This window comes from Pseudoxanthomonas koreensis, assembly GCF_041890415.1.
Classification (GTDB): domain Bacteria; phylum Pseudomonadota; class Gammaproteobacteria; order Xanthomonadales; family Xanthomonadaceae; genus Pseudoxanthomonas; species Pseudoxanthomonas koreensis_A.
On record NZ_CP169056.1, the window covers coordinates 2,201,165 to 2,223,860 of the forward strand.

Annotated in this window: 21 protein-coding genes; 13 read left to right on the forward strand and 8 right to left on the reverse strand. The window is 70.5% G+C overall.

Annotated elements, in window-relative coordinates; translation table 11 throughout:
• Both ACEJ41_RS10075 and pyk read right to left on the reverse strand, forming a co-directional pair.
• Complete coding sequence (locus ACEJ41_RS10075) at positions 1-1,008, reverse strand: class I fructose-bisphosphate aldolase (protein WP_374012144.1); 1,008 nt, start codon at positions 1,006-1,008, stop codon at positions 1-3.
• A 264-nt stretch (positions 1,009-1,272) separates the two neighbouring features.
• Positions 1,273-2,736, reverse strand: coding sequence for a pyruvate kinase (gene pyk / locus ACEJ41_RS10080; protein ID WP_374012145.1), 1,464 nt, complete (start codon positions 2,734-2,736; stop codon positions 1,273-1,275).
• A 264-nt stretch (positions 2,737-3,000) separates the two neighbouring features.
• Here pyk and ACEJ41_RS10085 point away from each other — a divergent pair, with 264 nt between their 5' ends.
• Positions 3,001-3,981, forward strand: coding sequence for a transaldolase (locus ACEJ41_RS10085; protein ID WP_374012146.1), 981 nt, complete (start codon positions 3,001-3,003; stop codon positions 3,979-3,981).
• A gap of 118 nt (positions 3,982-4,099) precedes the next feature.
• On the opposite strand, the gene msrA is transcribed toward ACEJ41_RS10085, so the two are convergent.
• Both msrA and ACEJ41_RS10095 read right to left on the reverse strand, forming a co-directional pair.
• Positions 4,100-4,753, reverse strand: coding sequence for a peptide-methionine (S)-S-oxide reductase MsrA (gene msrA / locus ACEJ41_RS10090; RefSeq protein WP_374012147.1), 654 nt, complete (start codon positions 4,751-4,753; stop codon positions 4,100-4,102).
• Between the two features lie 11 nt (positions 4,754-4,764).
• Positions 4,765-5,025: a DUF2007 domain-containing protein gene (locus ACEJ41_RS10095; protein WP_374012148.1), complete on the reverse strand. Its 261-nt coding sequence runs from the start codon at positions 5,023-5,025 to the stop codon at positions 4,765-4,767.
• 124 nt (positions 5,026-5,149) lie between these two features.
• Here ACEJ41_RS10095 and ACEJ41_RS10100 point away from each other — a divergent pair, with 124 nt between their 5' ends.
• The 5 genes from ACEJ41_RS10100 to ACEJ41_RS10120 all read left to right on the forward strand — a co-directional run bounded on the left by ACEJ41_RS10100 (position 5,150) and on the right by ACEJ41_RS10120 (position 10,291).
• Positions 5,150-6,913, forward strand: a complete 1,764-nt coding sequence (locus tag ACEJ41_RS10100; protein ID WP_374012149.1) for a glutamine--tRNA ligase/YqeY domain fusion protein — start codon at positions 5,150-5,152, stop codon at positions 6,911-6,913.
• A gap of 10 nt (positions 6,914-6,923) precedes the next feature.
• Positions 6,924-7,484, forward strand: coding sequence for a nucleoside deaminase (locus tag ACEJ41_RS10105; protein ID WP_374012150.1), 561 nt, complete (start codon positions 6,924-6,926; stop codon positions 7,482-7,484).
• Positions 7,485-7,539: 55 nt separating this feature from the next.
• A complete protein-coding gene (gene rlmM, locus ACEJ41_RS10110) occupies positions 7,540-8,595 on the forward strand; it encodes a 23S rRNA (cytidine(2498)-2'-O)-methyltransferase RlmM (protein ID WP_374012151.1) in 1,056 nt (351 codons plus the stop codon).
• Positions 8,596-8,690: 95 nt separating this feature from the next.
• Positions 8,691-9,827 (forward strand): Gfo/Idh/MocA family protein, encoded by a 1,137-nt coding sequence (locus ACEJ41_RS10115; RefSeq protein WP_374012152.1) that lies wholly within the window; start codon positions 8,691-8,693, stop codon positions 9,825-9,827.
• 83 nt (positions 9,828-9,910) lie between these two features.
• Positions 9,911-10,291: an EF-hand domain-containing protein gene (locus tag ACEJ41_RS10120; RefSeq protein WP_374012153.1), complete on the forward strand. Its 381-nt coding sequence runs from the start codon at positions 9,911-9,913 to the stop codon at positions 10,289-10,291.
• Between the two features lie 35 nt (positions 10,292-10,326).
• Here ACEJ41_RS10120 and ACEJ41_RS10125 read toward each other — a convergent pair whose 3' ends face one another.
• Both ACEJ41_RS10125 and ubiH read right to left on the reverse strand, forming a co-directional pair.
• Entirely contained in the window at positions 10,327-11,505 is a 1,179-nt protein-coding gene (locus ACEJ41_RS10125) for an FAD-dependent oxidoreductase (RefSeq protein WP_374012154.1), read from the reverse strand.
• Entirely contained in the window at positions 11,502-12,704 is a 1,203-nt protein-coding gene (ubiH, locus tag ACEJ41_RS10130) for a 2-octaprenyl-6-methoxyphenyl hydroxylase (protein WP_374012155.1), read from the reverse strand. Before ubiH ends, ACEJ41_RS10125 begins: the two co-directional genes overlap by 4 nt.
• A gap of 177 nt (positions 12,705-12,881) precedes the next feature.
• Here ubiH and ACEJ41_RS10135 point away from each other — a divergent pair, with 177 nt between their 5' ends.
• Entirely contained in the window at positions 12,882-13,475 is a 594-nt protein-coding gene (locus ACEJ41_RS10135; protein ID WP_374012156.1) for a hypothetical protein, read from the forward strand.
• 24 nt (positions 13,476-13,499) lie between these two features.
• Positions 13,500-14,063 carry a cob(I)yrinic acid a,c-diamide adenosyltransferase gene (locus tag ACEJ41_RS10140; protein ID WP_374012157.1) on the forward strand — a complete coding sequence of 188 codons (564 nt, stop codon included), beginning with the start codon at positions 13,500-13,502 and terminating at the stop codon, positions 14,061-14,063.
• Between the two features lie 804 nt (positions 14,064-14,867).
• On the opposite strand, the gene sucD is transcribed toward ACEJ41_RS10140, so the two are convergent.
• Positions 14,868-15,743, reverse strand: coding sequence for a succinate--CoA ligase subunit alpha (gene sucD / locus ACEJ41_RS10145; RefSeq protein ID WP_374012158.1), 876 nt, complete (start codon positions 15,741-15,743; stop codon positions 14,868-14,870).
• Between the two features lie 171 nt (positions 15,744-15,914).
• Entirely contained in the window at positions 15,915-17,075 is a 1,161-nt protein-coding gene (sucC, locus tag ACEJ41_RS10150; RefSeq protein WP_374012159.1) for an ADP-forming succinate--CoA ligase subunit beta, read from the reverse strand.
• Positions 17,076-17,377: 302 nt separating this feature from the next.
• On the opposite strand from sucC, the gene ACEJ41_RS10155 reads away from it, so the two are divergent.
• The 5 genes from ACEJ41_RS10155 to ACEJ41_RS10175 all read left to right on the forward strand — a co-directional run bounded on the left by ACEJ41_RS10155 (position 17,378) and on the right by ACEJ41_RS10175 (position 22,605).
• Positions 17,378-18,979, forward strand: a complete 1,602-nt coding sequence (locus tag ACEJ41_RS10155) for a PAS domain-containing sensor histidine kinase (protein ID WP_374012160.1) — start codon at positions 17,378-17,380, stop codon at positions 18,977-18,979.
• Positions 18,980-19,004: 25 nt separating this feature from the next.
• Positions 19,005-20,423: a sigma-54-dependent transcriptional regulator gene (locus ACEJ41_RS10160; RefSeq protein WP_374012161.1), complete on the forward strand. Its 1,419-nt coding sequence runs from the start codon at positions 19,005-19,007 to the stop codon at positions 20,421-20,423.
• 61 nt (positions 20,424-20,484) lie between these two features.
• Positions 20,485-21,267 carry a 16S rRNA (adenine(1518)-N(6)/adenine(1519)-N(6))-dimethyltransferase RsmA gene (rsmA, locus tag ACEJ41_RS10165; protein ID WP_374012162.1) on the forward strand — a complete coding sequence of 261 codons (783 nt, stop codon included), beginning with the start codon at positions 20,485-20,487 and terminating at the stop codon, positions 21,265-21,267.
• Positions 21,268-21,356: 89 nt separating this feature from the next.
• Positions 21,357-21,743: a Co2+/Mg2+ efflux protein ApaG gene (gene apaG / locus ACEJ41_RS10170; protein WP_374012163.1), complete on the forward strand. Its 387-nt coding sequence runs from the start codon at positions 21,357-21,359 to the stop codon at positions 21,741-21,743.
• Positions 21,744-21,753: 10 nt separating this feature from the next.
• On the forward strand, positions 21,754-22,605 hold the full coding sequence (locus ACEJ41_RS10175) for a symmetrical bis(5'-nucleosyl)-tetraphosphatase (protein WP_374012164.1): 852 nt from the start codon (positions 21,754-21,756) through the stop codon (positions 22,603-22,605).
• Positions 22,606-22,696 lie beyond the last annotated feature (91 nt).

Sequence of the window (22,696 nt, forward strand, 5' to 3'; positions counted from 1 at the left end):
TCAGCCGCCCTGCCACTGCCCCAGCGCGGCCAGGCCGTTGGCGCGGGCACGGGCGTACACCGTTTCCTGTGCCTTGCCGGTGTTGCCGGCGATGTCCTTGGCCCACAGCGCCATGGCGGCCTGCTGCATCGCCCGGCCATAGGAGAAGCTCAGCGGCCACGGATTGGGGCCGAGCCGGTTGATCGCATCCAGGTGCGCAGTGGCATCCTCGTCGCCCTGCCCGCCGGACAGGAACACGATGCCCGGCAGGATCGCCGGCACCGTGCTCTTCAGGCACATCAGGGTGGACTCGGCCACTTCCTGCACGTCGGCCTGTTCTGCGCAATCCTTGCCGGACACCACCATCGACGTCTTCAGGATGGTGCCTTCCAGCAGCACGTTCTGCTCGTACAGCGCGCCGAACACCGAACGCAGCACGGCCTCGGTGACCTCGTAGGCGGTCTCGATGTCGTGGTCGCCATCCATCAGCACTTCCGGCTCCACCATCGGCACCAGGCCCTGCTCCTGGCACAGTGCGGCATAGCGGGCCAGGGCATGGGCATTGACGTCGATGCAGGTGCCGGTGGGGATGTCATCGCCGATGTTGATCACCGCGCGCCACTTGGCGAAGCGCGCACCCAGCCGGTAGTACTCCTGCAGCCGCGCGCGCAGGCCGTCCAGGCCCTCGGTGACCAGTTCGCCGGGGAAGCCGGCCAGCGGCACCGTACCCGAATCCACCTTGATTCCCGGGATCATGCCGTGCTCGGCCATGTACCGGGCGAACGGCACGCCATCGCGGGTGGACTGGCGCAGCGTCTCGTCGTACAGGATCGCGCCGGAAATGTGCTCGGACAGTTTCGGCGTGGTCAGCAGCAGCTCGCGGTAGACGCGGCGGTGCTCCTCGCTGTTGTCGATGCCCACTGCGGCAAAGCGCTTGCCGATGGTGGCGGTCGACTCGTCGACCGCAATGATGCCCTTGCCCGGCGCGACCATGGCCAGGGCGGTTTCGGCAAGCTGCTCGATGCTCATGGGGATACCTGCGCACGACGTGGGAGGGGCCGCAGAGTATAGCCGCCGGGCCGCGACGGCCCGGCATGCACCACCCCGCCGCGATGCGGCCGCAGGCGCGGAAAACCGCCGCCACGGCGGCACGTCCCGCACGGCCGGTCCTGCCTGTGCGCTGCAGGATGGGATGGCCGGCAAGCCGGCGCCTGCACGGCAGCACGACGCGCCGGAAACGACACGGGCGCCTTGCGGCGCCCGTGTGCGTTCAAGCCTGGCCCGGCGCAGTGTTTACAGGTCGCCCAGGCCGCTGGCGCGGCCGTCGCCACCCACTTCCAGCAGGCGCAGGGTGTTGGTGGCGCCGTGGGTTTCCATGTGCTCGCCGCTGGTGAACACCACCCGGTCACCGGGCGCCAGCATGCCGGCATCCACCAGCAGGCGGATGCTGCCGCGCGCGGCCTCGCGCGGGGTCAGGCCGCGGCTGTCGAAGCCGATCGGGAACACATCGCGCATCATCGCCATGCGACGGCGCGCGCCGTCGTGGCGGGTGATCGCGTAGATCGGCGCACTGGCCCGGAACCGGGACAGGTAGCGCGCAGTGCCGCCGGACTCGGTCATGGCCACGATCGCGCGCACGCCGATGTGCTCGGACAGGAACATGGTGGCCATGGCGATGGCCTGGTCGGCGCGCTCCAGGTTGCCCTGGGCCTTGCCGAAGTCGGCCAGGGTCTGGAACTGGCGCTCGGCCCCCAGGCAGATGCGAGCCATCGCCTCGACCGCGCGCACCGGGTAGGCGCCCGCGGCGGTCTCGGCCGACAGCATCACCGCATCGGTGCCGTCGATCACCGCGTTGGCCACGTCCAGCACCTCGGCGCGGGTGGGCATCGGGCTTTCCACCATCGACTGCAGCATCTGGGTGGCGGTGATCACCACCTTGTTCTGCGCCAGCGACTCCTTGATGATCTTCTTCTGCAGGCCCGGCAGCTCGGCATCGCCGATCTCCACGCCCAGGTCGCCGCGGGCGACCATCACCACGTCCGAAGCCTCGACGATCTCGGTCAGGTTCTCGATGGCCTCGGTGCGCTCGATCTTGGACACCAGTGCCGCGTCGCAGCCATGCGCGCGGGTGATGGCACGGGCGTCATTCATGTCCTGCGCGTTGCGGCAGAAGGACACGGCGATGAAGTCCACGCCGATCTTGGCGGCGATGCCGATCAGTTCCTTGTCGTGGTCGGTCAGCGCGCCCAGCGACAGGCCGCCGCCCAGCTTGTTCAAGCCCTTGCGGTCGGACAGCACGCCATCATTGAGCACGGTGTTGACGATGCGCTCGCCCTGCACCTCCACCACCTTCAGCTGCATCAGGCCGTCGTCCAGCAGCAGCACGTCGCCGGCGCTCAGGTCGCCAGGCAGCCCCAGGTAGCTGACCCCGACCTGGGTGGCATCACCGGGCGGGACATCGGCGGCGGCGACCAGGTCGAAGCGATCGCCGGCCTTCAGCGTCACCTTGCCCTGGGCGAAGCGCTCGATGCGGATCTTCGGGCCCGGCAGGTCGGCCAGGATGCCGACCTCGACACCGGCCTGCTGCGCGGCCGCGCGCACTTCGCTGGCCCGCTTGGCGTGGCCGGCCGGGTCGCCGTGGGAGAAATTGAGGCGGACCACGTTCACGCCGGCGCGGAACAACGCCTCCAGCACGCCCGGCGGATCGGTGGCCGGTCCCAGGGTGGCAAGGATCTTGGTGCGACGGCGAGTGGTCATGAGGGCTCCTGAAAGGCAGGGAAAACTACCACATCGCCTCGCGCGGCGGCAGCGTCCCCGTTGCCGCGACGCGCGCGCGGACGGCGCCGGCACCCTTGCATGGCGCCATCGGTGCCCCCATACCTGTTGCCACAGGACACGATCGTGCGCCAGCGGATGGTTGCAGATACAACAGACCGCAGGGCTGGCGCCGCCTCCACCACCGGGCCCGCAAGGGCTTAGGATGGATAGCTGTCTCCCACGCATTCCAGAGCCCAGATTCCGATGACCGACACCACCACCACCTCTCCCTCCCGGCTCGCGCAACTTCGCGAGCTGTCCGTGATCGTCGCCGACACCGGCGATTTCGAGGCCATCAAGCGCCTCAAGCCGATCGACTGCACCACCAACCCCACCCTGGTGAAGAAGGCGCTGGTGCTGCCGGTGTACGCCGACCTGATCGACCGCGAGCTGGGCTGGGCACGCGCCCAGGGCAAGCCGGCAAGCGACAAGGCGCTGGTGGACGAGGTTGCAGACCGCCTCACCGTGGGCGTGGGCGCGATGCTCAGCACCCTGGTGCCCGGCCGCGTCTCCACCGAGGTCGATGCCGACCTGGCCCATGACACCGCCGCCACCGTGGCCAAGGCGCGCAAGTTCGTGGCCATGTACGCCGAGCGCGGGGTGCCGCGCGACCGCATCCTGATCAAGGTCGCCGCGACCTGGGAGGGCGTGGAGGCCGCGCGCCAGCTGCAGGCCGAGGGCATCGACTGCAACCTGACCCTGATCTTCAACCCGACCCAGGCGCTGGCCTGCGCCGAGGCCGGCGCGTTCCTGATCTCGCCGTTCGTGGGCCGCATCCTGGATTGGTACAAGGCGCGCGGCCAGGTGCCGGCGACCATCGACGAGGATCCGGGCGTGAAGTTCGTGCGCGGGGTGTACCGCGAATTCAAGCGCCGCGGCCACGACACGGTGGTGATGGGCGCCTCGTTCCGCTCGGCCGACCAGGTCCTGGCGCTGGCAGGCTGCGACCGCCTGACCATCTCGCCCGAGCTGCTGGAGGAACTGGAAGGCTCCACCGGCACGGTGCAGCGGAAGCTGGAGCCGGTTGCACGCGAGGACGCGGCCGCCGCGCCGGTCAACGCCACCAGCTTTGCCGCCGACCTGGCCGCCGATGCGATGGCCAACGACAAGCTTGCCGAGGGCATCGCCACCTTCGCCAAGGACCTGGACGCGCTGCGCGCCGATATCGCCAAGCGCCTGGCATAAGCCCGGGCCACCGGCGGGACCGGGCTGGCCGCGCATGCGCGTGCCGGCCCGCCTCCACGCCGGGCCGGACGCGGCCGGTGACGCAGGCCACCCGTGGCGCTCGGCCGAAGACTGCGCTTCAGACCGGGCAGGACACCCCGGTGCCCGCCAGCCCGCAATAGCCGTTGGGATTCCTGGCCAGGTACTGCTGGTGATAGGCCTCGGCATAGTGGAAGGCCGGCGCCGGATAGAGGACCTCGGTGGTCACCGGCGGATAGCCGGCCAGCCGCAACTGCTCCTCATAGGCCTGGCGGCTGGCCAGCGCCGCCTCGTACTGCACCGCCGTCTGGCAGTACACGACCGAGCGGTACTGGGTGCCCAGGTCATTGCCCTGGCGCATGCCCTGGGTGGGATCGTGGCTTTCCCAGAACACCTTGAGCAAGGTGGCCAGGTCGGCCTGCGCCGGGTCATACACCACCCGCACCACTTCGGCATGCCCGGTGCGGCCGGAGCACACTTCCTCGTAGGTGGGGTTGGGCGTGCCACCGCCGGCATATCCCACCGCGGTGGTGAACACGCCGGGCAACTGCCAGAAGCGCCGCTCCGCGCCCCAGAAGCAGCCCAGCCCCAGGTCAATGGTTTCCATGCCGGGGAAGTCGCCCTGCAACGGGCGCCCGTGCACGTGATGGGCAGCGGGCGGCACCAGTGGTTCGGCGCGGCCGGGCAGCAGGTCCTGCGGCCGCGGCGGGCGTTGCTTCCATGCGCCAACGCCCAGGTTCGGTCCGGAGTTCATGGGTTCCTCCTTCAGGCAGGCAACAGGCCGGGGACGCCATCGGGCGCCGGGTCCGCAGGCGGCTCGCGCAGGCCGGCGGCCTGCAGCGCGGCATCGGCCTGCGGCTCCCAGGCGTCGGGCACGCAGACCCGCAGCACTCCGAACAACGGCAGCTCGCCAGCACCGCCCAGCAGGCTTTCGCCGAACACGAAGGCGGGGATGCCGGCATCTTCCAGCGCATGCTTGGCCAGGTGCGCGTCGATCAGGTTCTGGGCGCGGTAGACGAGTTGCACGGCAGGATGGCTCCGACGATGGCACCGTCCAGCATACGCCGCCACCGCGCGCGGACACAGTGAACCGGCCACCGCCGACGGCCTCGGCTAGACTGTGGGATTGCCCCCGCTCCCTGCCCGCCCCATGTCCGACAACGCCTCTTCCCCTGCCACTGCCCCGCACGCGGCCGATGCCGCCGCCCCGGAGAAGCGGGACTTCATCCGCCAGATCGTCCGCGAGGACCTGGCCAGCGGCAAGCACACCGCCATCCGCACCCGCTTCCCGCCCGAGCCCAACGGCTACCTGCACATCGGCCACGCCAAGGCGATCTGCCTGGACTTCGGCATCGCCGCCGAGTTCGACGGGCGCTGCAACCTGCGCTTCGACGACACCAACCCGGCCCGCGAGGACCCCGAGTTCGTGCGCGCGATCCAGGACGACGTGCGCTGGCTCGGGTTCGAGTGGGCCAGCCTGCGCCACGCCTCGGACTACTTCGGGGTGTATTACCTGGCGTGCGAGAAGCTGATCGGCGACGGCAAGGCCTACGTGTGCGACCTCTCGCCCGAACAGGTGCGCGAGTACCGCGGCACCCTGACCGAGCCGGGCCGCGAATCGCCCTGGCGCAACCGCAGCGCCGAAGAGAGCCTGGACCTGTTCCGGCGCATGCGCGCGGGCGAGTTCCCCGACGGCAGCCGCACCCTTCGCGCGCGGATCGACATGGCCAGCGGCAACATCAACATGCGCGACCCGGCGCTGTACCGGATCAAGCACGTCGAGCACCAGAACACCGGCAATGAGTGGCCGATCTACCCGATGTACGACATCGCCCACGCCCTGGGCGACGCGATCGAGGGCATCACCCATTCACTGTGCACGCTGGAGTTCGAGGACCACCGCCCGCTGTACGACTGGTGCGTGGACAACGTCGACCTGGCCGGCAACCCGGAGCTGCTGGAGCCGCTGCTGGCCAAGGGCCTGCCGAAGGAAGCGGCCAAGCCGCGCCAGATCGAATTCTCGCGCCTCAACATCAGCTATACGGTGATGAGCAAGCGCAAGCTGACCCAGCTGGTGGAAGAGCGCCTGGTCGACGGCTGGGACGACCCGCGCATGTACACCCTGCAGGGCCTGCGCCGGCGCGGCTACACCCCTGCCTCGCTGCGCCTGCTGGTGGACCGTGTCGGGATCAGCAAGCAGAACTCGGTGATCGACTTCTCGGTGCTGGAAGGCTGCCTGCGCGACGACCTGGACGCCACCGCGCCGCGACGCATGGCCGTGGTCGACCCGCTGAAGCTGGTGCTCAGCAACCTGCCGGAAGGCCATGAAGAGTCGCTGACCTTCCCCAACCACCCCAAGGATGCCGCCCAGGGCGAGCGCCAGGTGCCGTTCTCGCGCGAGCTGTGGATCGAGCGCGACGACTTTGCCGAGGTCCCGCCCAAGGGCTGGAAGCGGCTGGTGCCCGGTGGCGAGGCGCGGTTGCGCGGTGCCGGCATCGTGCGCATCGACGAGGTGGTCAAGGACGCCAGCGGCAACGTGACCGGGCTGCGCGGCTGGCTGGACCCGGAATCGCGCCCGGGCATGGAAGGCGCCAACCGCAAGGTCAAGGGCACCATCCACTGGGTCAGCGCGGTGCACGCGGTGGCGGCCGAGATCCGCCTTTACGACCGCCTGTTTGTGGTGGAAAAGCCGGACGACGAAACCGGCGGCAAGACCTACCGCGACCACCTCAACCCCGATTCGAAGCGGATCGTCCAGGGCTGGGTCGAGCCGGCCGCGGCGCTGGCGGCGCCCGAGCAGTCGTTCCAGTTCGAGCGCACCGGCTACTTCGTCGCCGACCGCCATGACCACCGCGCCGACGCGCCGGTGTTCAACCGCAGCGTCACCCTGCGCGACGCCTGGTCGGCGCGCTGAGCACCACGCCATGCTGCGCAGCGAGATCCACCTCACCTTGCCGGCCTGGATCCACGAGGCGTTCGATCCGGATGCCGTGTTCGCCAGCGACCAGGACAAGGTGGCGCTGGCGATCGAGCTGTCGCGGCGCAACCTGCAGGAGCGCAGCGGCGGGCCGTTCGGTGCGGTGCTGTTCGGCCCCGACCACCGGGTGCTGGCCGCAGCCGTGAACCGCGTGGTGCCGCACGCCACCTCGCTGGCGCATGCGGAAAACATGGCCTACATGCTCGCCCAGCAGCGCCTGCATACGCCGCGGCTCAATGACGTGGTCTCGCCCGTGGTCCTGGCCGCCTCCTCGCAGCCGTGCTGCCAGTGCTACGGCGCCACCATCTGGGCCGGCATCGACCGGCTGCTGATCGGCGCGCGCAGCGAGGACGTGGTGGAACTGACCGAGTTCGACGAAGGCCCGCTGCCGGCCGACTGGATCGGCGAGCTGGAGCGCCGCGGCATCACGGTGCATCGCGACATCCTGCGCGAGCAGGCGCGCGCGGTGCTGCGCCGCTATGGCGAGGCCGGCGGCGAGCGTTACTGATGGCGCCTGCCCGCATGCACGTCGGCCATCCGCCGCACATCGCGCCGGGGCCGCGGTGAACGGCCTGCTCGGCTACTGCCGCCAGGGCTTCGAGCCGGAGCTTGCGGCCGAACTGGGCGAGCGCGCCGCCGCTGCCGGGATCGCCGGCTATGCCCGCGCCAGCCGCGACGACGGCCACGCCCTGTTCGTCACCGCCGACGCCGACGATGCACGGGCGCTGTGCCGGGCGTTGCCGCTGCGCGGGCTGGTCTTTGCCCGGCAGAAACTGCGCCTGCTGGCCGAGCTGCGCGGCCTGGACCCGAAAGACCGGATCACCCCGCTGCTGGCGGCACTGCCGGCCGGGCTGCGGTTCGGCGACGTGTGGGTGGAGCATCCGGACTCCGATGCCGGCAAGCCGCTGTCGGCGCTGGCGCGCAGCTTCGGCAACGCGCTGCGTCCGGCGCTGCGCAAGGCCGACCTGCTGGCCGCGAAGGAAGACCCGCGGCTGCCGCGCCTGCACGTGTGCTTCCTCGCCGGCGACCACGCCCTGCTCGCCTGCGCCGATCCACGCGACAGCGCGCCATGGCCGCAGGGCATCCCGCGCCTGAAGCTGCTGCCCGAGGCGCCGTCGCGCTCGGCGCTGAAGCTGGAGGAAGCGTTCCTGGTCCTGCTCGACGCCGACGAGCGCGAGCGCCTGCTGCGCCCGGGCATGACCGCCGCCGACCTGGGCGCCGCACCCGGCGGCTGGACCTGGGTGCTGACCCGCCACCACCTGCGCGTGACTTCGGTGGACAACGGCCCCCTGCGCCCGCACGTGCTCGACACCGGCCTGGTCGAGCACCTGCGCGCCGACGGCTTCCACTGGCAGCCGCAGCGCGCGCTGGACTGGATGGTGTGCGACATGGTCGAGCAACCCATCCGGGTTGCCGCGCGCATGGCGCAGTGGTTCGCGCAGGGCTGGTGCCGGCACGCGGTGTTCAACCTCAAACTGCCGATGAAGAAGCGCTGGCAGGAAACCCGCCTGTGCCTGGACCTGCTCGCCGACCAGGCCGGGCGCCCGCTCACGATCCGCGCGCGCCAGCTCTACCACGACCGCGAGGAGATCACCGTCTTCGCAACCTCCGCGCCGTAGCGCAGGGCCAGGCCCGCAACTGCCGCCCATTCCATGCCCGGCACGCGCTGTGGCAAGGTGGCGTACTTGGGCCACGCATCATCCTGGGAGGGAACATGCAGCTTCACGGAATCACCCGTCGCCATCTGCTGGTGGCAATGGCCGGGGTCGGGCTGGGCGCCGCACTGCCCGCGACCGCCGCATCCACGCGTGTGCAGACACCGGCGCCGCGGCGCAAGGATTCGGTGGGCGTGGCCCTGATCGGCCTGGGCTACTACGCCGGCCACCTGCTCGCCCCTGCCCTGCAGCTGACCCGCAACTGCCACCTGGCCGGCATCGTCACCGGCTCGCCGGAGAAGATTCCGGTGTGGCAGCAGAAGTACGGCATCGCCGACCGCAACGTCTACAGCTACGACGACCTGGACCGGATCGCCGACAACCCCGACATCCAGGCGGTCTACATCGTCACCCCCAACCACCTGCACCTGCCGCTGACCCGGCGCGCGGCCGCGGCCGGCAAGCACGTGTGGTGCGAGAAGCCGATGGCGATGAACGCAGCCGAAGGCGAGGCCATGATCGAGGCCTGCCGCGGCAACAAGGTGCAGCTCACCATCGGCTACCGGATGCAGCACGAGGCCAACACCCGCCGGCTGATGGCGATGGCCCGCGAGCTGCCTTACGGCCGGATCCTCAAGGTCCGCGCCGACGCCGGCTTCCACGCCTATGACGATGTCGACCCGGCCAACAAGCCGTGGCGCCTGGTCGCAAAGTACGGCGGTGGCGCGATGTACGACATGGGCGTGTACTCGCTCAACGCCGCCCGTTACGTCACCGGGCAGGAACCGGTGGCGGTGAGCGCGCGCCACGAGATCCAGCGCCCGCACCTGTTCGACGGGGTGGACGAGACCACGTACTTCACCCTGGAATTCGCCGATGGCCTGGTCGCCGAGTGTTCCACCAGCTTCGGCCGCAACATGAACCTGCTGCACGTCGATTGCGAGCGCGGCTGGTATGAGCTGGATCCATTCCAGGGCTACGACGGCATCACCGGCCGCACCAGCGATGGCCAGGTGTTCCCGAACACCGGCGTGTTGCCCTACCAGCAGGCCACCCAGATGGACAACGATGCACTGGCCATCCTCGAGGGCACCGCGCCGGTGGCGCCGGGCGAGGAAGGCCTGCGCGACCTGCGCGTGCTCGACGCGGCGTTCGCGTCCGCGCGCGAGGGCGGACGCCGCATCGTGCTGGCCTGAAACGCGGCGCGACGAAGGCGCGTTTACCGCCGCTTCACCGCGGCGCGCCTAGGGTCTGCGGCATCGTCGCCTGGGCCACCGCCATGGATCGCCGCCTTCGCCCCGCTTTCCTGATGATCGCCGGCCTGCCGCTCGCCCTGGGCAGTGCCGGCGTGCTGGCCCAGGCCGTTCCGCTGCCGCTGCCGCCGGACACGACGCCGTCGCGGGCGCCGATCCAGCGCCAGAGCGGCATGCTGGTGATCGACGGCGCGCACGACGAGCGCACCATCATCAGGTCGTTCGAACCGGACAGCGTGGTCGGCCACTACCGGATCGACTTCGAGGTGCTGGACGTGGACGGCGATGGCCTCATCGACCGCAACGAAGCGGCAGCCAATCCGACCCTGGCCGCCGAGTTCCGCGCGGTGGACGCCAATGCCGACGGCCGCCTGGACCGGGACGAACTGGCCGGCTGGATGCGCTGATCCCGCCGATCCCCTGGCTGCGCTCCCGGGCGCGGCTACGGGTCGCCCGCGGCATGGCGCCACAGCGCGTGGCGCAGCGGCGGCAGCTTGCCGGCCAGCCCCAGCAGCGGACCGCGCACCAAGGTGGCCAGCGGACGATCGTTGGAGTACAGCCGGTCGATGCCTTCGAACGCGAGCGCGGACACGGTGTTGTCACTGCGCCGGCGGCGCGCCCAGCGCTGCAGGCGGTGCGGCGCGGTCCAGTCGCTGCGGCGGCGTCCGGCGGCCTCGATTTCGGCGGCCAGTGCGGCGACGTCGCGCAGGCCCAGGTTCACGCCCTGCCCGGCCAGCGGATGCACCACGTGGGCGGCGTCGCCCAGCAGCAGCACGCGTCCGGCGGCCTGCCGCCGCACGAGTTGCCGCCGCAGCGGGAACGCGGCGCGGGCCGAGACCGGCACCAGCGATCCCAGGCGCGCGGCCGACGCATCGGTCAGCGCAATCGCGAAGCCGGCATCGTCCAGCGCCAGTACCCGCGCCGCTTCGGCGTCCGGCAGGCTCCACACGATCGAGACCAGGCCGTCGGTGAACGGCAGCAACGCCAGGGGCCCGCCAGGCAGGAAGCGCTGCCAGGCCGTGTCCTGGTGCGGCTCGGCGGCCCTGACGTAGCCGACCACGCCGCGCTGGCGATAGTCGTGCGCATCCACCTCCACTCCCGCCAGCCGGCGCAGCACCGAGCCGGCACCATCGGCGGCCACGGCGATCCGTGCGTCCAGGCGCAGGCCGTCGTCCAGGCGCAGGCGCACGCCCGCCGCATCCTGTTCCATCGCCTCCACCCGCGCCGGGCAATGCAGGCGCACGCCGGCCGCCGCCAGCGCAGACCACAGCCGGTCCACCAGCACGGCGTTCTCCACGATCCAGCCCAGCGCGTCGCGGGCCATGGACGCGGCGTCGAACTGGAGCTCGCCGCGTCCGGCCGCATCCCACACCCGCATCCGCCGGTATGCCTGCGCGCGCGCGGCCAGCACCCGCGGCCACACGCCCATGCGCTGCAGCAAGGCGACGTTGTCCGGGGCCAGCGCGAACACGCGCAGGTCCGGCTCCTGCGCCGACCATTGCGGCGCCGGCTGCGGTTCCACCAGCGCCACGGCCAGGCCGGCCTGGGCCAGGGCCAGCGCACAGGCCGCACCGACCACGCCGCCACCGGCCACCACCACGTCCAGGCGCGCGCGGCTCACCGGCACAGCTCCGGCACGTCGCCGCGAAAACCCATCGCCCCGCCCACCAGCCATGCCTGCAGCCAGCCGCTGCGATCGGCTGCCAGCAGGCCCAGGCTGCGCAACGGGCGCAGCAGCGAGGCGCGGTTGGCGGTGATCCGCGCCAATCCATCGGAGAAGGCCAGGGTGCGCGCGCGATCCTCGCCGCGGCGCTGCACGTGGCGCTGCAGCAGCGCCGCGTCACCGGGGTCGCCTGCATGCGCGTGCAGCAGCTCGGCCAGGGTCAGCGCATCGCGCAGGCCCAGGTTGAAGCCCTGTGCGCCGACCGGGTGGATGGTCTGGGCGGCGTTGCCCAGCAGCACCGCGCGCGGCGCCACCAGTGCATCGGCCACCTGCGAGGCAATCGGGTAGGTGCTGCGCGGGCCGGCTTCAAGCAGGCGCCCGGCGCGCCAGCCGAACACGCGCTGGATGCGCGCGGTCCAGGCCGCATCATCCAGCGCCGCCACCGCCTCCGCCTCGGCGGTGGGCACGCCGTGGATCACGCCATAGGCGCGATCACCGCGTGGCAGCAGCGCGGTGGGGCCGCTGTCGGTGAACCGCTCCCACGCGGTTCCATCCGGCGCACGCTCCGCGCGCATCCGCGCCACGAACAGGGTCTGGCCGTAGTCGTGGCCATGGGCGGTGATACCCAGGCACTGGCGCACCTGGCTGTGGCTGCCGTCGGCGGCCACCAGCAGGCGTGCCTGCACCCGCAGCTCGCCTTCGCCGGTAGCCAGGCGTACACCGCGCGTGTCATCGCCACCGGCATCGTCAAGCGCGATGAAGCGCGCCGGCCGGTAGCGGGTGAGCCGGGGCAACTGCGCCAGCCTGGCTTCAAGGGCCTGGCCGAAATCACGCGCCACCACCACCTGGCCGAAGGCGTCGCGGCCGTAGTCGGCGGCGGCCAGGCGCACGCTGCCGAAATCGCCGGCCCGGCTGACATGGATGCGGCGGATCGGCCCGGTTGGCGCGTGCAGCGCGCCGGTCACGCCCAGCGCGTCCAGCGCCTTGACCGAGGCGGCCGCCAGGCTGAGGTTGCGCTGGTCGAACACCGGCGGCAGTTCGCCGGCCGGACTGGCCTCGACCAGGGCGACGTCCAGCGGCAACTGCTCCAGCGCGATCGCCAGGCTGGCGCCCACCAGGCCGCCACCGACGATCAGCACGTCATGGGTTCGGATCATCGGCACATGATACGTGGACCGTCCACGGACCCGCGTGCGCCCGCCCGGCCGCCTGCACCTGCATCGGCCCGGGCCGGAGCACCGCTGCGACCGCCACCGCGCCGACCGGGTGGCCCCCGGCCCGGCGCCGGCCCCGCTCGGCTAGAATGCCTGCAGTTTCCATTCCTCACGTGCACCATGACCGTCTCCACCCAACGCGCCTTCATCCTGTCCGTCCTGGTCCTGCTGATGGCCGCCTCGCGCGCGCACGTGTTCGACCATTTCTCGCCGCCGGATGCGAGCTGGGCGGTGTTCTTCATCGCCGGTTTCCACCTGCGCGGCTGGGGCCGCTGGGTATTCCCGCTGCTGCTGGCGCTGGGGGTGGCGGTGGACTGGCAGGTGATCTCCCGCCAGGGCATGGATTTCTGGGGCCACTACTGCATGTCCGCCGGCTACTGGGGCCTGGTGCCCGCCTACGCCGCGATGTGGGCCGGCGGCGCCTGGCTGCGGCGCCACTACACCGGCGCGGACTGGGAAGCACTGGGCCGCACCGCGGCCGCGCTGGTGGCCGGCGTCGTGGTATGCCACCTGTTCGCCCAGGGCGCCTTCTACTGGACCAGCGACGTGGTCGCCGAGCCGAGCCTGGCCGGCTGGTGGAAGAACTACACCGACTGGCTGCCGGCCTACCTGTCCACCGCCGGCACCTACGTGGCGATTGCCGCGGCGCTGCAACTGGCCGCCGAACGCATCGGCCCGCTGCTGCGCGACCGTTCCGGCCGCACCGCGGACTGACGCCGCGCAAGGCCTCCGGCAGGCATGGGCAACCGGCTTTCGAAGATCTACACCCGCACCGGTGACGATGGCAGCACCGGCCTTGGCGACGGCAGCCGCACCGGCAAGGATGCATTGCGGGTGTGCGCCTTCGGCACGGTGGACGAGGCCAACTCGGCGATTGGCGTGGTCCTGGCTGCACCCGGCGTGGCGGACGATATCCGCGACCTGCTCACCTCGATCCAGCACCAGCTCTTCGACCTGGGCGGGGAGTTGTGCATTCCCGGCCACGCGGCCATCACTGCCGCCGACATCGATGCGCTGGAGCGGCACCTGGACCGCCACAACGACACCCTGCCGCCGCTCAAGGAGTTCATCCTCCCGGCCGGCGGCGAGGCGGCCGCACGCTGCCACGTGGCGCGCACGATCGTGCGTCGCGCCGAGCGTGAGGCGGTGGCACTGGCCCGGGTGGAAGAGGTTCGCGGGGAGGCGTTGCGCTATCTCAACCGGCTGTCGGACCTGCTGTTCGTGCTGGCCCGGGTGCTGGCCCGCGCCGACGGCCAGGGCGAAGTGCTGTGGCGGCACGAGCGCCGCCGCACGGCGGACTGATCCGCGGCAACGCGCGTAACTGATCCCCTGCACACTGCGCGGCAATCCGCGGCACTTCGTCGTCGCCATTACGAAAAGTCCCTTCACCCGGAAGCGAAGAGCATCCGGTTGCGATGCTGCGGCGCTTCGGCATGTGGTGTGCTGCCGCTCATGTCCCCCGGTCCCGGCCCTGCGGGCCAGGACCTCCTCCTTGACCTCCCGTCAGCACACCACATGCCAAATCGCTTTGGATCTGGCTGGCGGCCTATGGAAAAGCCGAAGCCGGGCATTAACGCCGGCGAAGCGCCCTGGCCATTCGCGCGGAGCATGGATGCGCCTTGTGGGAGCCGGCTTTGCCGGCGACCGGGCTGCATACCGCGGTCGCCGGCAAGGCCGGCTCCTACATGTGGCGGCCGATGAACGTGATACGGAGTGATGCAATGCCTGCCTTGTGCGGCGGCCGAAGCGCATCGTCGCTCTTTTGTTGTAGGAGCCGGTCTTGCCGGCGACCGCGGTGGGTGGGGTGTGTGGCAATGCCGTAGCGCGCATCGGGTCGCCGGCAAGACCGGCTCCTACAAGCGGCGGCCGATGAACGTTGGACGGCGTGGTGCGATGCCTGCTGACGGGAAGTCAAGGAGGAGGCTGTGGCCGCAGGCCGCAGCCGGGGGACATGAGCGGCAGCAGGCATCGCGCCGCACCGCCGCGACCAGGCCGCCCGCCGCCGCATTCCTGCACACCTGGCCGCATCTGTTCCCGCAAAGTGGATGAGACCCACGAAAAAGGCCGCCCGGAGGCGGCCTTCTACGTGTACGCGCGCAGTTGCGATCAGCCGCCCAGGCGGGCCTTGATCGCCGCGCCCAGGTCGCCCGGCGAACGCACCGTGGTCACGCCTGCAGCCTCCATCGCCGCGAACTTGCCCTCGGCCGTGCCCTGGCCGCCCGACGCGATCGCGCCGGCATGGCCCATGCGCTTGCCCGGAGGGGCCGATGCGCCGGCGATGAAGCCCACGACCGGCTTGCGGACGTGGTTCTTGATGTACTCGGCGCCCTCCTCCTCGGCGCTGCCGCCGATCTCGCCGACCATGATGATGCCCTCGGTCTGCGGATCCTCGTTGAACAGCTTGAGGCAATCGACGAAGTTCAGGCCGTTGATCGGGTCGCCACCGATGCCGATGCAGGTCGACTGGCCCAGGCCCACGTCGGTGGTCTGCTTGACCGCCTCGTAGGTCAGCGTGCCCGAGCGCGAAACGATGCCGATCTTGCCCGGCTTGTGGATATGGCCCGGCATGATGCCGATCTTGCACTCGCCCGGGGTGATCACTCCAGGGCAGTTGGGGCCGATCAGCACCACGTCCTCGTAACCGTTGAGCACGTTCTTGACCCGCAGCATGTCCAGCACCGGGATGCCCTCGGTGATGCACACGATGACCTTGATGCCACCGGCGGCGGCTTCCAGGATCGCATCGGCCGCGAATGCCGGCGGCACATAGATGACCGACGCATCGGCACCGGTCGCCTGCACCGCATCGACGACGGTGTTGAACACCGGCAGGCCGATGTGGGTCTGGCCGCCCTTGCCCGGGGTGACGCCACCGACGACCTTGGTCCCGTACTCGACCATCTGCTCGGCGTGGAAGGTGCCCTGCTGGCCGGTGAAGCCCTGCACGATCACCTTGGTGTTCTTGTTGATAAGAACGGACATGCTTGAAATCCTCGAATTTCGTTAAAGATGCCGGCTTCCGGAGACCAGACATCGGCTGCGCCGATGTCCCGGTGCGCTCCTCCACAACCCCCGTCTCGCCGCTTCGCGACGATCCACCCCCTTGACTCAAGGGGGGAGGCCGGATTCACGCCATATCCGTCGCCGTCAGGATCAGGCGACCGCGGCGACCGACTTCCTGGCGCCGTCGTTGATGTCGTCGGCGGGGACGATGGCCAGGCCGCTTTCCTTCAGCAGCTTCTTGCCTTCCTCCACGTTGGTGCCCTCCAGGCGCACGATCACCGGCACCTTGACGCCCACGTCCTTGACCGCGGCGATGATGCCCTCGGCGATCATGTCGCAGCGGACGATGCCGCCGAAGATGTTGACGAAGATCGCCTTGACCTTGTCCGAGGACAGGATCAGCTTGAACGCGGTGGTCACCCGCTCCTTGGTGGCGCCGCCGCCCACGTCCAGGAAGTTGGCCGGCTCGCCGCCGCTGAGCTTGATCACGTCCATGGTCGCCATCGCCAGGCCGGCGCCGTTGACCATGCAGCCGATGTTGCCGTCCATGGTGACGTAGTTGAGGTCGTGCTGGCTGGCCAGCACCTCGGTCTCGTCCTCCTGGCTCTTGTCGCGCATGGCGACCAGGTCGGGATGGCGGAAGCTGGCGTTGTCGTCGGAATTGACCTTGCCGTCCAGCGCGTACAGGTCGCCGCTGTCCAGGATCGCCAGCGGGTTCAACTCGACCAGGGACAGGTCCTTGTCGTTGAACAGCCGGTACAGCCCGGTCATGATCTTGACCAGCTGGCCGGTCTGCTTGGCGGTCAGGCCCAGGGCGAAGCCGACATTGCGCGCCTGGTACGGCTGCAGGCCTTCGACGAACTTGACGTTGAGGGTCTGGATCAGGTGCGGCGTTTCCGCGGCCACCGTCTCGATGTCCACGCCGCCCTCGGACGAGGCGATGAAGGTGATCGACTTGCTGCCGCGGTCCACCAGCACCGACAGGTAGAGCTCCTTGGCGATCTCGCCGGCCTCGGTCACCAGCACCTGGTTCACCGGCAGCGCCACGCCGGCGGACTGGTAGGTGGCCATCTTCGTGCCGAGCATGCCGATGGCGGCGTTGAACACCTCATCGGTGGTCTTGCAGAACTTGACGCCGCCGGCCTTGCCGCGGCCACCGGCGTGGATCTGGGCCTTGACCATCCAGGGGCCGCTGCCGAGGGCCTTGGCCGCATCGACCGCTTCTGCCGGGGTGGAGGCGACGCGACCTGCCGGGACCGGAATGCCATAGTCGGCAAACAGTTGTTTCGCCTGGTACTCGTGGAAATTCATGCTTCACCAGTGGGGTGGGGAATGACCGCCGGGCACGGGCGGGCCAGCCGAAGCAGGCGGGGCGTGCGGACGGGGGGCAGTATTGTCGCCGACCGGACCCGGCGGTGCAAAACGCCGGTACTGCCGCGTCCGGCCGCCATGCCACCCGCATGCCGGCCCCGTGCCGGCGGCTGCGGCCCGGCCACCGGCACAAGTCGCTGAAACCGAAGGCATTCAATTGCCAGGCGGCAGGCCGGCCAGCCGCGCAACCGGGGGCGCGGGATTCCCTATACTGGCCTGCAGCCGCGAACCGGGAACCACGCGTGCCCCACGCTTCGCTCATCCAGCGCATCGAATCGATCCCCACGCGCGAGCTCTACTTCTTCGCCCTGTACCGGGTGCTGGAGGCCGGGCTCGTGGCCGCGCTGGTGTTCAGCCCGTTGAGCGAGATGGTCGGCTCGCCGCGCAGCGCGGCATTGGGCGGCACGGTGGCCGTGGTCTACCTGCTGGCCTCGCTGGCGCTGCTGGCAGTCAGCCGCAACGAGCGCTGGCTGGTGCCACTGGTGTTCAGCGGCACCTGCCTGGACATCCTGGCCGCGACCCTTGCCACCCATGCACTGCCATCGGTGGGCGCGGGCATCGCCATGATGCTGCTGTTCAACGTGGCCGCCGCGGCGATGCTGCTGCCGCTGCGCTATGCGCTCACCGTCGCGGTGCTGGCATCGGTGGCGATGGTGGCCGAGTTCGTCTGGTCGGTCCTGGGGGGCGGCGCATCGCCGCGCTCGCTGGCCGAGCTGTCGATGTTCATCACCAGCTACCTGGCCCTGGCTTGGCTGGGCAACCAGATCGGCCAGCGCGCGCGCTCCAGCCAGCAGCTTGCCGCCCGGCGCACCGCCGAGGTCGCCAGCCTGGTGGAGATCAACGAGCTGATCATCCGGCGCATGCGCACCGGCGTGCTGGTGGTGGACGCCGACCAGCAGATCACCCTGGCCAACGAGGCCGCGGCGCTGCTGCTGGGCGAGGCCACCAGTGCCGGCGGCACCTCGCTGGCGGCGGTGGTGCCTGAACTGGCGCGGCGCCTGCAGCGCTGGCGCAACGGCTGGGACGTGGACGACACCCCCATGCAATTGCAGCCGGACCACCCGGAAGTGCAACCGCGCTTTGCCCGCCTGCTGGCCGACAGTGACGTGGTGCTGGTGTTCCTGGACGACGCCACCGTGGTGTCGCGGCGCGCCGAATCCTTGACCCTGGCCACGCTGGGCCGGTTCTCGGCGAGCCTGGCGCACGAGATCCGCAACCCGCTGGCGGCCATCAACTACGCCGTGCAGCTGCTGGAGGAAAGCCGCACCATCGACGATACCGAGCGTCGCCTGCTGCAGATCATCCACCAGCAGTGCCAGCGCACCAACGGCATCGTCGAAAGCGTGCTGGGCCTGGCCCGGCGCGAACGCGCCAAGCCCGAGAACATCGAGCTGGCCGGGTTCGTGCGCCGCTTCGTGGACGAATACCGGCAGACCCTGGCCATCGAAACCGACAGCCTGGAAGCGGTGCTGCCGCCGCATCCGGTGGCCGCCATGGCCGACCCCCGCCACCTGCAGCAGATCCTCACCACCCTGGTGCACAACGCCCTCAAGTACGGGCGGGTGATGGAGGAGCCGGCGCGGGTCCGGCTGCGCGTGTTCCAGGCCGGGCGCAATGCGCTGGTGGATGTGCTCGACCGCGGGCCCGGCATCCCCGAAGGCGTGGTGGTGCAGCTGTTCCGGCCGTTCTTCACCACCTCCGAGCACGGCACCGGGCTGGGCCTGTACATCGCCCGCGAGCTGAGCCGGGCCAACCAGGCCACCCTGGAGTACGTGTCGGTCCCCGGCGGCGGCGCCTGCTTCCGCCTGGCCCTGCCGGGCCCGCACAACATGCTGCCGGAGTGACCGTCCCGGCACGCCGGCTTGGCCCATGCCGGCCAGTCCGCTATCGTCTTGCGCCATGACCCAGAGCCGCAGCGCCCTTATCGTCGACGACGAACGCGACATCCGCGAGCTGCTGGTCCTCACCCTGGGCCGCATGGGCCTGCGCGTGGATACCGCCGCCAACCTGAGCGAGGCGCGCGAGCTGCTGGGTCGCGGCCACTACGACCTGTGCCTGACCGACATGCGCCTGCCGGACGGCAACGGCATCGAGCTGGTGGGCGAGATCGCGCGCCACCACCCGCAGACCCCGGTGGCCATGATCACCGCCTTCGGCAACATGGACCTGGCGGTGGAGGCGCTGAAGGCGGGGGCGTTCGACTTCGTCAGCAAGCCGGTGGACATCAACGTGCTGCGCGGCCTGGTCCGGCACGCGCTGGAACTGAACAACAGCGAGCGCCTGCGCGCCGCGCCACCGCAGGAGCAGGCCAGCCGCCTGCTCGGCGACTCCGCGGCCATGGACACCCTGCGCGCCACCATCGCCAAGGTCGCGCGCAGCCAGGCGCCGGTCTACATCCTGGGCGAGTCGGGCGTGGGCAAGGAGCTGGTTGCGCGCACCATCCACGAGCAGGGCGCACGCACGGCCGGGCCGTTCGTGCCGGTCAACTGCGGCGCGATCCCGGCCGAACTCATGGAAAGCGAGTTCTTCGGCCACAAGAAGGGCAGCTTCACCGGCGCCCATGCCGACAAGCCGGGCCTGTTCCAGGCCGCCAGCGGCGGCACCCTGTTCCTGGACGAGGTGGCCGAGCTGCCGCTGGCGATGCAGGTCAAGCTGCTGCGCGCGATCCAGGAAAAGTCGGTGCGTCCGGTCGGCGCGCCCGGCGAGGTGCCGGTGGACGTGCGCATCCTGTCGGCCACCCACAAGGATCTTGGCGCGCTGGTGGCCGACGGCCGCTTCCGCCACGACCTGTACTACCGGATCAACGTGATCGAGCTGCGGGTGCCGCCGCTGCGCGAGCGCACCGGCGACCTGCCGCAACTGGCCCACGCCATCCTCGCCCGCCTGGCCGCCGGCCAGGAGCGGCATCCGCCCGAACTGACCGAGGCGGCGCTGGCCGCACTGGCCAGCTACCCCTTCCCCGGCAATGTGCGCGAACTGGAGAACGTGCTCGAGCGCGCACTGGCCATGGCCGATGGTGACCGCGTCGACGCGGCCGACCTGCACCTGCCGCAGGTCCCGGTCCGGCTTGGCGCCGAATCCGGCCCGGCCCACGCCGCGCACCAGGAAGCGGTGCTGGACCTGGATCCAGGCACCGGCGCCCTGCCCTCCTACATCGAGCAACTGGAGCGCGCGGCCATCCAGAAGGCGCTGGAGGACAATCGCTGGAACAAGACCCGCACCGCCGCGCAGTTGGGCATCACCTTCCGCGCGTTGCGCTACAAGCTCAAGAAGCTGGGGATGGATTGACCGGCGGCGCCCGGTCCACGGCCGCGCAGCACCGCGCCTCCACATCCGGCGATAATGGCGCATGAGTACCCGTCACCTGCCGAAGAAGTCGCTGGGCCAGCACTTCCTGCATGACCGCAGCTACATCGAGCGCATCGTCCAGGCGGTGTCGCCCAGGCCCGGTGACCGGCTGGTGGAGATCGGCCCCGGCCAGGGCGCCATCACCCTGCCGCTGCTGCGCCGCCATGGCAGCCTGACCGTGATCGAGTTCGACCGCGACCTGATCGCCCCGCTGCTGGCGATGGCCGACGGCGTCGGCGAACTGGACGTCATCCACCGCGACGTGCTGCAGGTCGATTTCACCGCGCTGGCCGCCGGCACTCCGCTGCGCCTGGTCGGCAACCTGCCCTACAACATCTCCTCGCCGATCCTGTTCCACGCGCTGGACCACGCCGCGTCGATCACCGACATGGTGTTCATGCTGCAGAAGGAGGTGGTCGACCGGATGAGCGCCGCGCCCGGCAGCAAGGTCTACGGCCGCCTGAGCGTGATGCTGCAGGCCTGGTGCCAGGTGCAGCCGCTGTTCGTGGTGCCGCCCGGTGCGTTCCGGCCACCACCCAAGGTGGATTCGGCCGTGGTCCGGCTGCTGCCGCGCGACCCGGCCAGCGTCGGCATCGATGATCGGGCGCGCTTCGCCGATGTCGTGCGCGCGGCGTTCGGCCAGCGCCGCAAGACCCTGCGCAACGCCCTGAACGGCGTGTGCGACGCCATCCAGTTCGAAGCCGCCGGTGTCAGCCCGGATGCGCGCGCCGAGCAGATCGACGTGGCAGCGTTCGTGCGCCTGGCCAATGCCGGGGGCCGATGACCTGCGCGGGGCGCCGCGCGCTGCCGGCAGCGCGGCCCGTGCCGGCCGGCCTCGCCTCGACCGTCACGCCCTTCGCTTAAACTGTCGGCATGCAGCAGCCCGATACGCCGTATGCGATCAACGTGGACGTGACCCCGCGCTTCCTCGCCGACCAGTCCGAGCCGGACGCCGGCCGCTACGTCTTCGTCTACACCATCCGCATCAGCAACCGTGGCAGCGTCGCCGCGCGCCTGATGGCGCGCCACTGGAGCATCACCGACGGCAACGGCCGCACCGAGGAAGTCCACGGCGACGGCGTGGTCGGCGAGCAACCCTGGCTGGAGCCGGGCGAGGACTTCGAGTACACCTCCGGGGTGGTGCTGGAGACCGGCGATGGCGCCATGCACGGCCGCTACGACATGCTGGCGGCCGACGGCACCCGCTTCGACGCGCCCATCGCCCCGTTCCTGCTGACCGTCCCGCGGATCCTGCACTGAGGCCGCGGCGATGAGCATCTGGGCCATCGGCGACCTGCAAGGCTGTTACGACGCCACCCGGCGGCTGCTCGAGAAGATCCGCTTCGACCCGGCGGCCGACCGCCTGTGGTTCTGTGGCGACCTGGTCAACCGCGGCGGCCAGTCGCTGGAAACCCTGCGCCTGGTCCACTCCCTGCGCGAGCAGGCGGTGGTGGTGCTGGGCAACCACGATCTGTCGCTGCTGGCCATCGGCGAGCGCTCGCAGGCCGAGAAGCGCAAGGTCAACATGGACCTGCAGCGCGTGGTCCTGGCCGAGGACGCGGACGTGCTGCTTGGCTGGCTGCGGCAGCAGAAGCTGGTGCATGCCGACCGCGCGATGGGCTGGATGATGGTGCACGCCGGCCTGGCCCCGCAGTGGACCACCCAGCAGGCCGAGCAATACGCGGCCGAGGTCGAACGCCAGATGCAGGGCGACGGCTACCGCAACCTGCTGCGCAACATGTACGGTGACAAGCCGAACTGGTCGCCGGGCCTGCGCGGCCATGAACGCTGGCGGGCGATCATCAACTGGTTCACCCGCGCCCGTTACTGCACGCCGCGCGGGCGCATCGCGATCGACGAGAAGGGTGCGCCCGGCACCCAGGCCGCCGGCCTGTATCCCTGGTTCGCCGCTCCCGGCCGCGCCGAGCGCGACCTGAAGATCGTCTGTGGCCACTGGTCCACGCTGGGCCTCACCCTCACCCAGGGCGTGCACGCCATCGACACCGGCGCGGTCTGGGGCGGGAAGCTCACGGCCCTGCAACTGGACTGCGATGAACTGCGCGTGGTGCAGGTTGCCGGGCGCGACGTATCTGCAATCCCGCCGCACTTGCGCAAGGATTAGGTTGCGGCGGGAGGCAAGGTTGCGGCGGTGCGGCGCGATGCCTGCCGCCGCTCATGTCCCCCGGCTGCGGCCTGCGGCCACAGCCTCCTCC

Excerpts from the sequence above, each read along its gene's own strand:
- ACEJ41_RS10175 (WP_374012164.1), top strand. The coding sequence starts at position 21,754 with ATGAGCATCTGGGCCATCGGCGACCTGCAAGGCTGTTACGACGCCACC.
- ACEJ41_RS10085 (WP_374012146.1), top strand. The coding sequence starts at position 3,001 with ATGACCGACACCACCACCACCTCTCCCTCCCGGCTCGCGCAACTTCGC.
- pyk (WP_374012145.1), bottom strand. The coding sequence starts at position 2,736 with ATGACCACTCGCCGTCGCACCAAGATCCTTGCCACCCTGGGACCGGCC.
- sucD (WP_374012158.1), bottom strand. The coding sequence starts at position 15,743 with ATGTCCGTTCTTATCAACAAGAACACCAAGGTGATCGTGCAGGGCTTC.
- ACEJ41_RS10100 (WP_374012149.1), top strand. The coding sequence starts at position 5,150 with ATGTCCGACAACGCCTCTTCCCCTGCCACTGCCCCGCACGCGGCCGAT.
- msrA (WP_374012147.1), bottom strand. The coding sequence starts at position 4,753 with ATGAACTCCGGACCGAACCTGGGCGTTGGCGCATGGAAGCAACGCCCG.
- ACEJ41_RS10160 (WP_374012161.1), top strand. The coding sequence starts at position 19,005 with ATGCCGGCCAGTCCGCTATCGTCTTGCGCCATGACCCAGAGCCGCAGC.
- rsmA (WP_374012162.1), top strand. The coding sequence starts at position 20,485 with ATGAGTACCCGTCACCTGCCGAAGAAGTCGCTGGGCCAGCACTTCCTG.
- ACEJ41_RS10115 (WP_374012152.1), top strand. The coding sequence starts at position 8,691 with ATGCAGCTTCACGGAATCACCCGTCGCCATCTGCTGGTGGCAATGGCC.
- ACEJ41_RS10075 (WP_374012144.1), bottom strand. The coding sequence starts at position 1,008 with ATGAGCATCGAGCAGCTTGCCGAAACCGCCCTGGCCATGGTCGCGCCG.
- ACEJ41_RS10120 (WP_374012153.1), top strand. The coding sequence starts at position 9,911 with ATGGATCGCCGCCTTCGCCCCGCTTTCCTGATGATCGCCGGCCTGCCG.
- ACEJ41_RS10140 (WP_374012157.1), top strand. The coding sequence starts at position 13,500 with ATGGGCAACCGGCTTTCGAAGATCTACACCCGCACCGGTGACGATGGC.
- ubiH (WP_374012155.1), bottom strand. The coding sequence starts at position 12,704 with ATGATCCGAACCCATGACGTGCTGATCGTCGGTGGCGGCCTGGTGGGC.
- ACEJ41_RS10135 (WP_374012156.1), top strand. The coding sequence starts at position 12,882 with ATGACCGTCTCCACCCAACGCGCCTTCATCCTGTCCGTCCTGGTCCTG.
- ACEJ41_RS10105 (WP_374012150.1), top strand. The coding sequence starts at position 6,924 with ATGCTGCGCAGCGAGATCCACCTCACCTTGCCGGCCTGGATCCACGAG.
- sucC (WP_374012159.1), bottom strand. The coding sequence starts at position 17,075 with ATGAATTTCCACGAGTACCAGGCGAAACAACTGTTTGCCGACTATGGC.
- apaG (WP_374012163.1), top strand. The coding sequence starts at position 21,357 with ATGCAGCAGCCCGATACGCCGTATGCGATCAACGTGGACGTGACCCCG.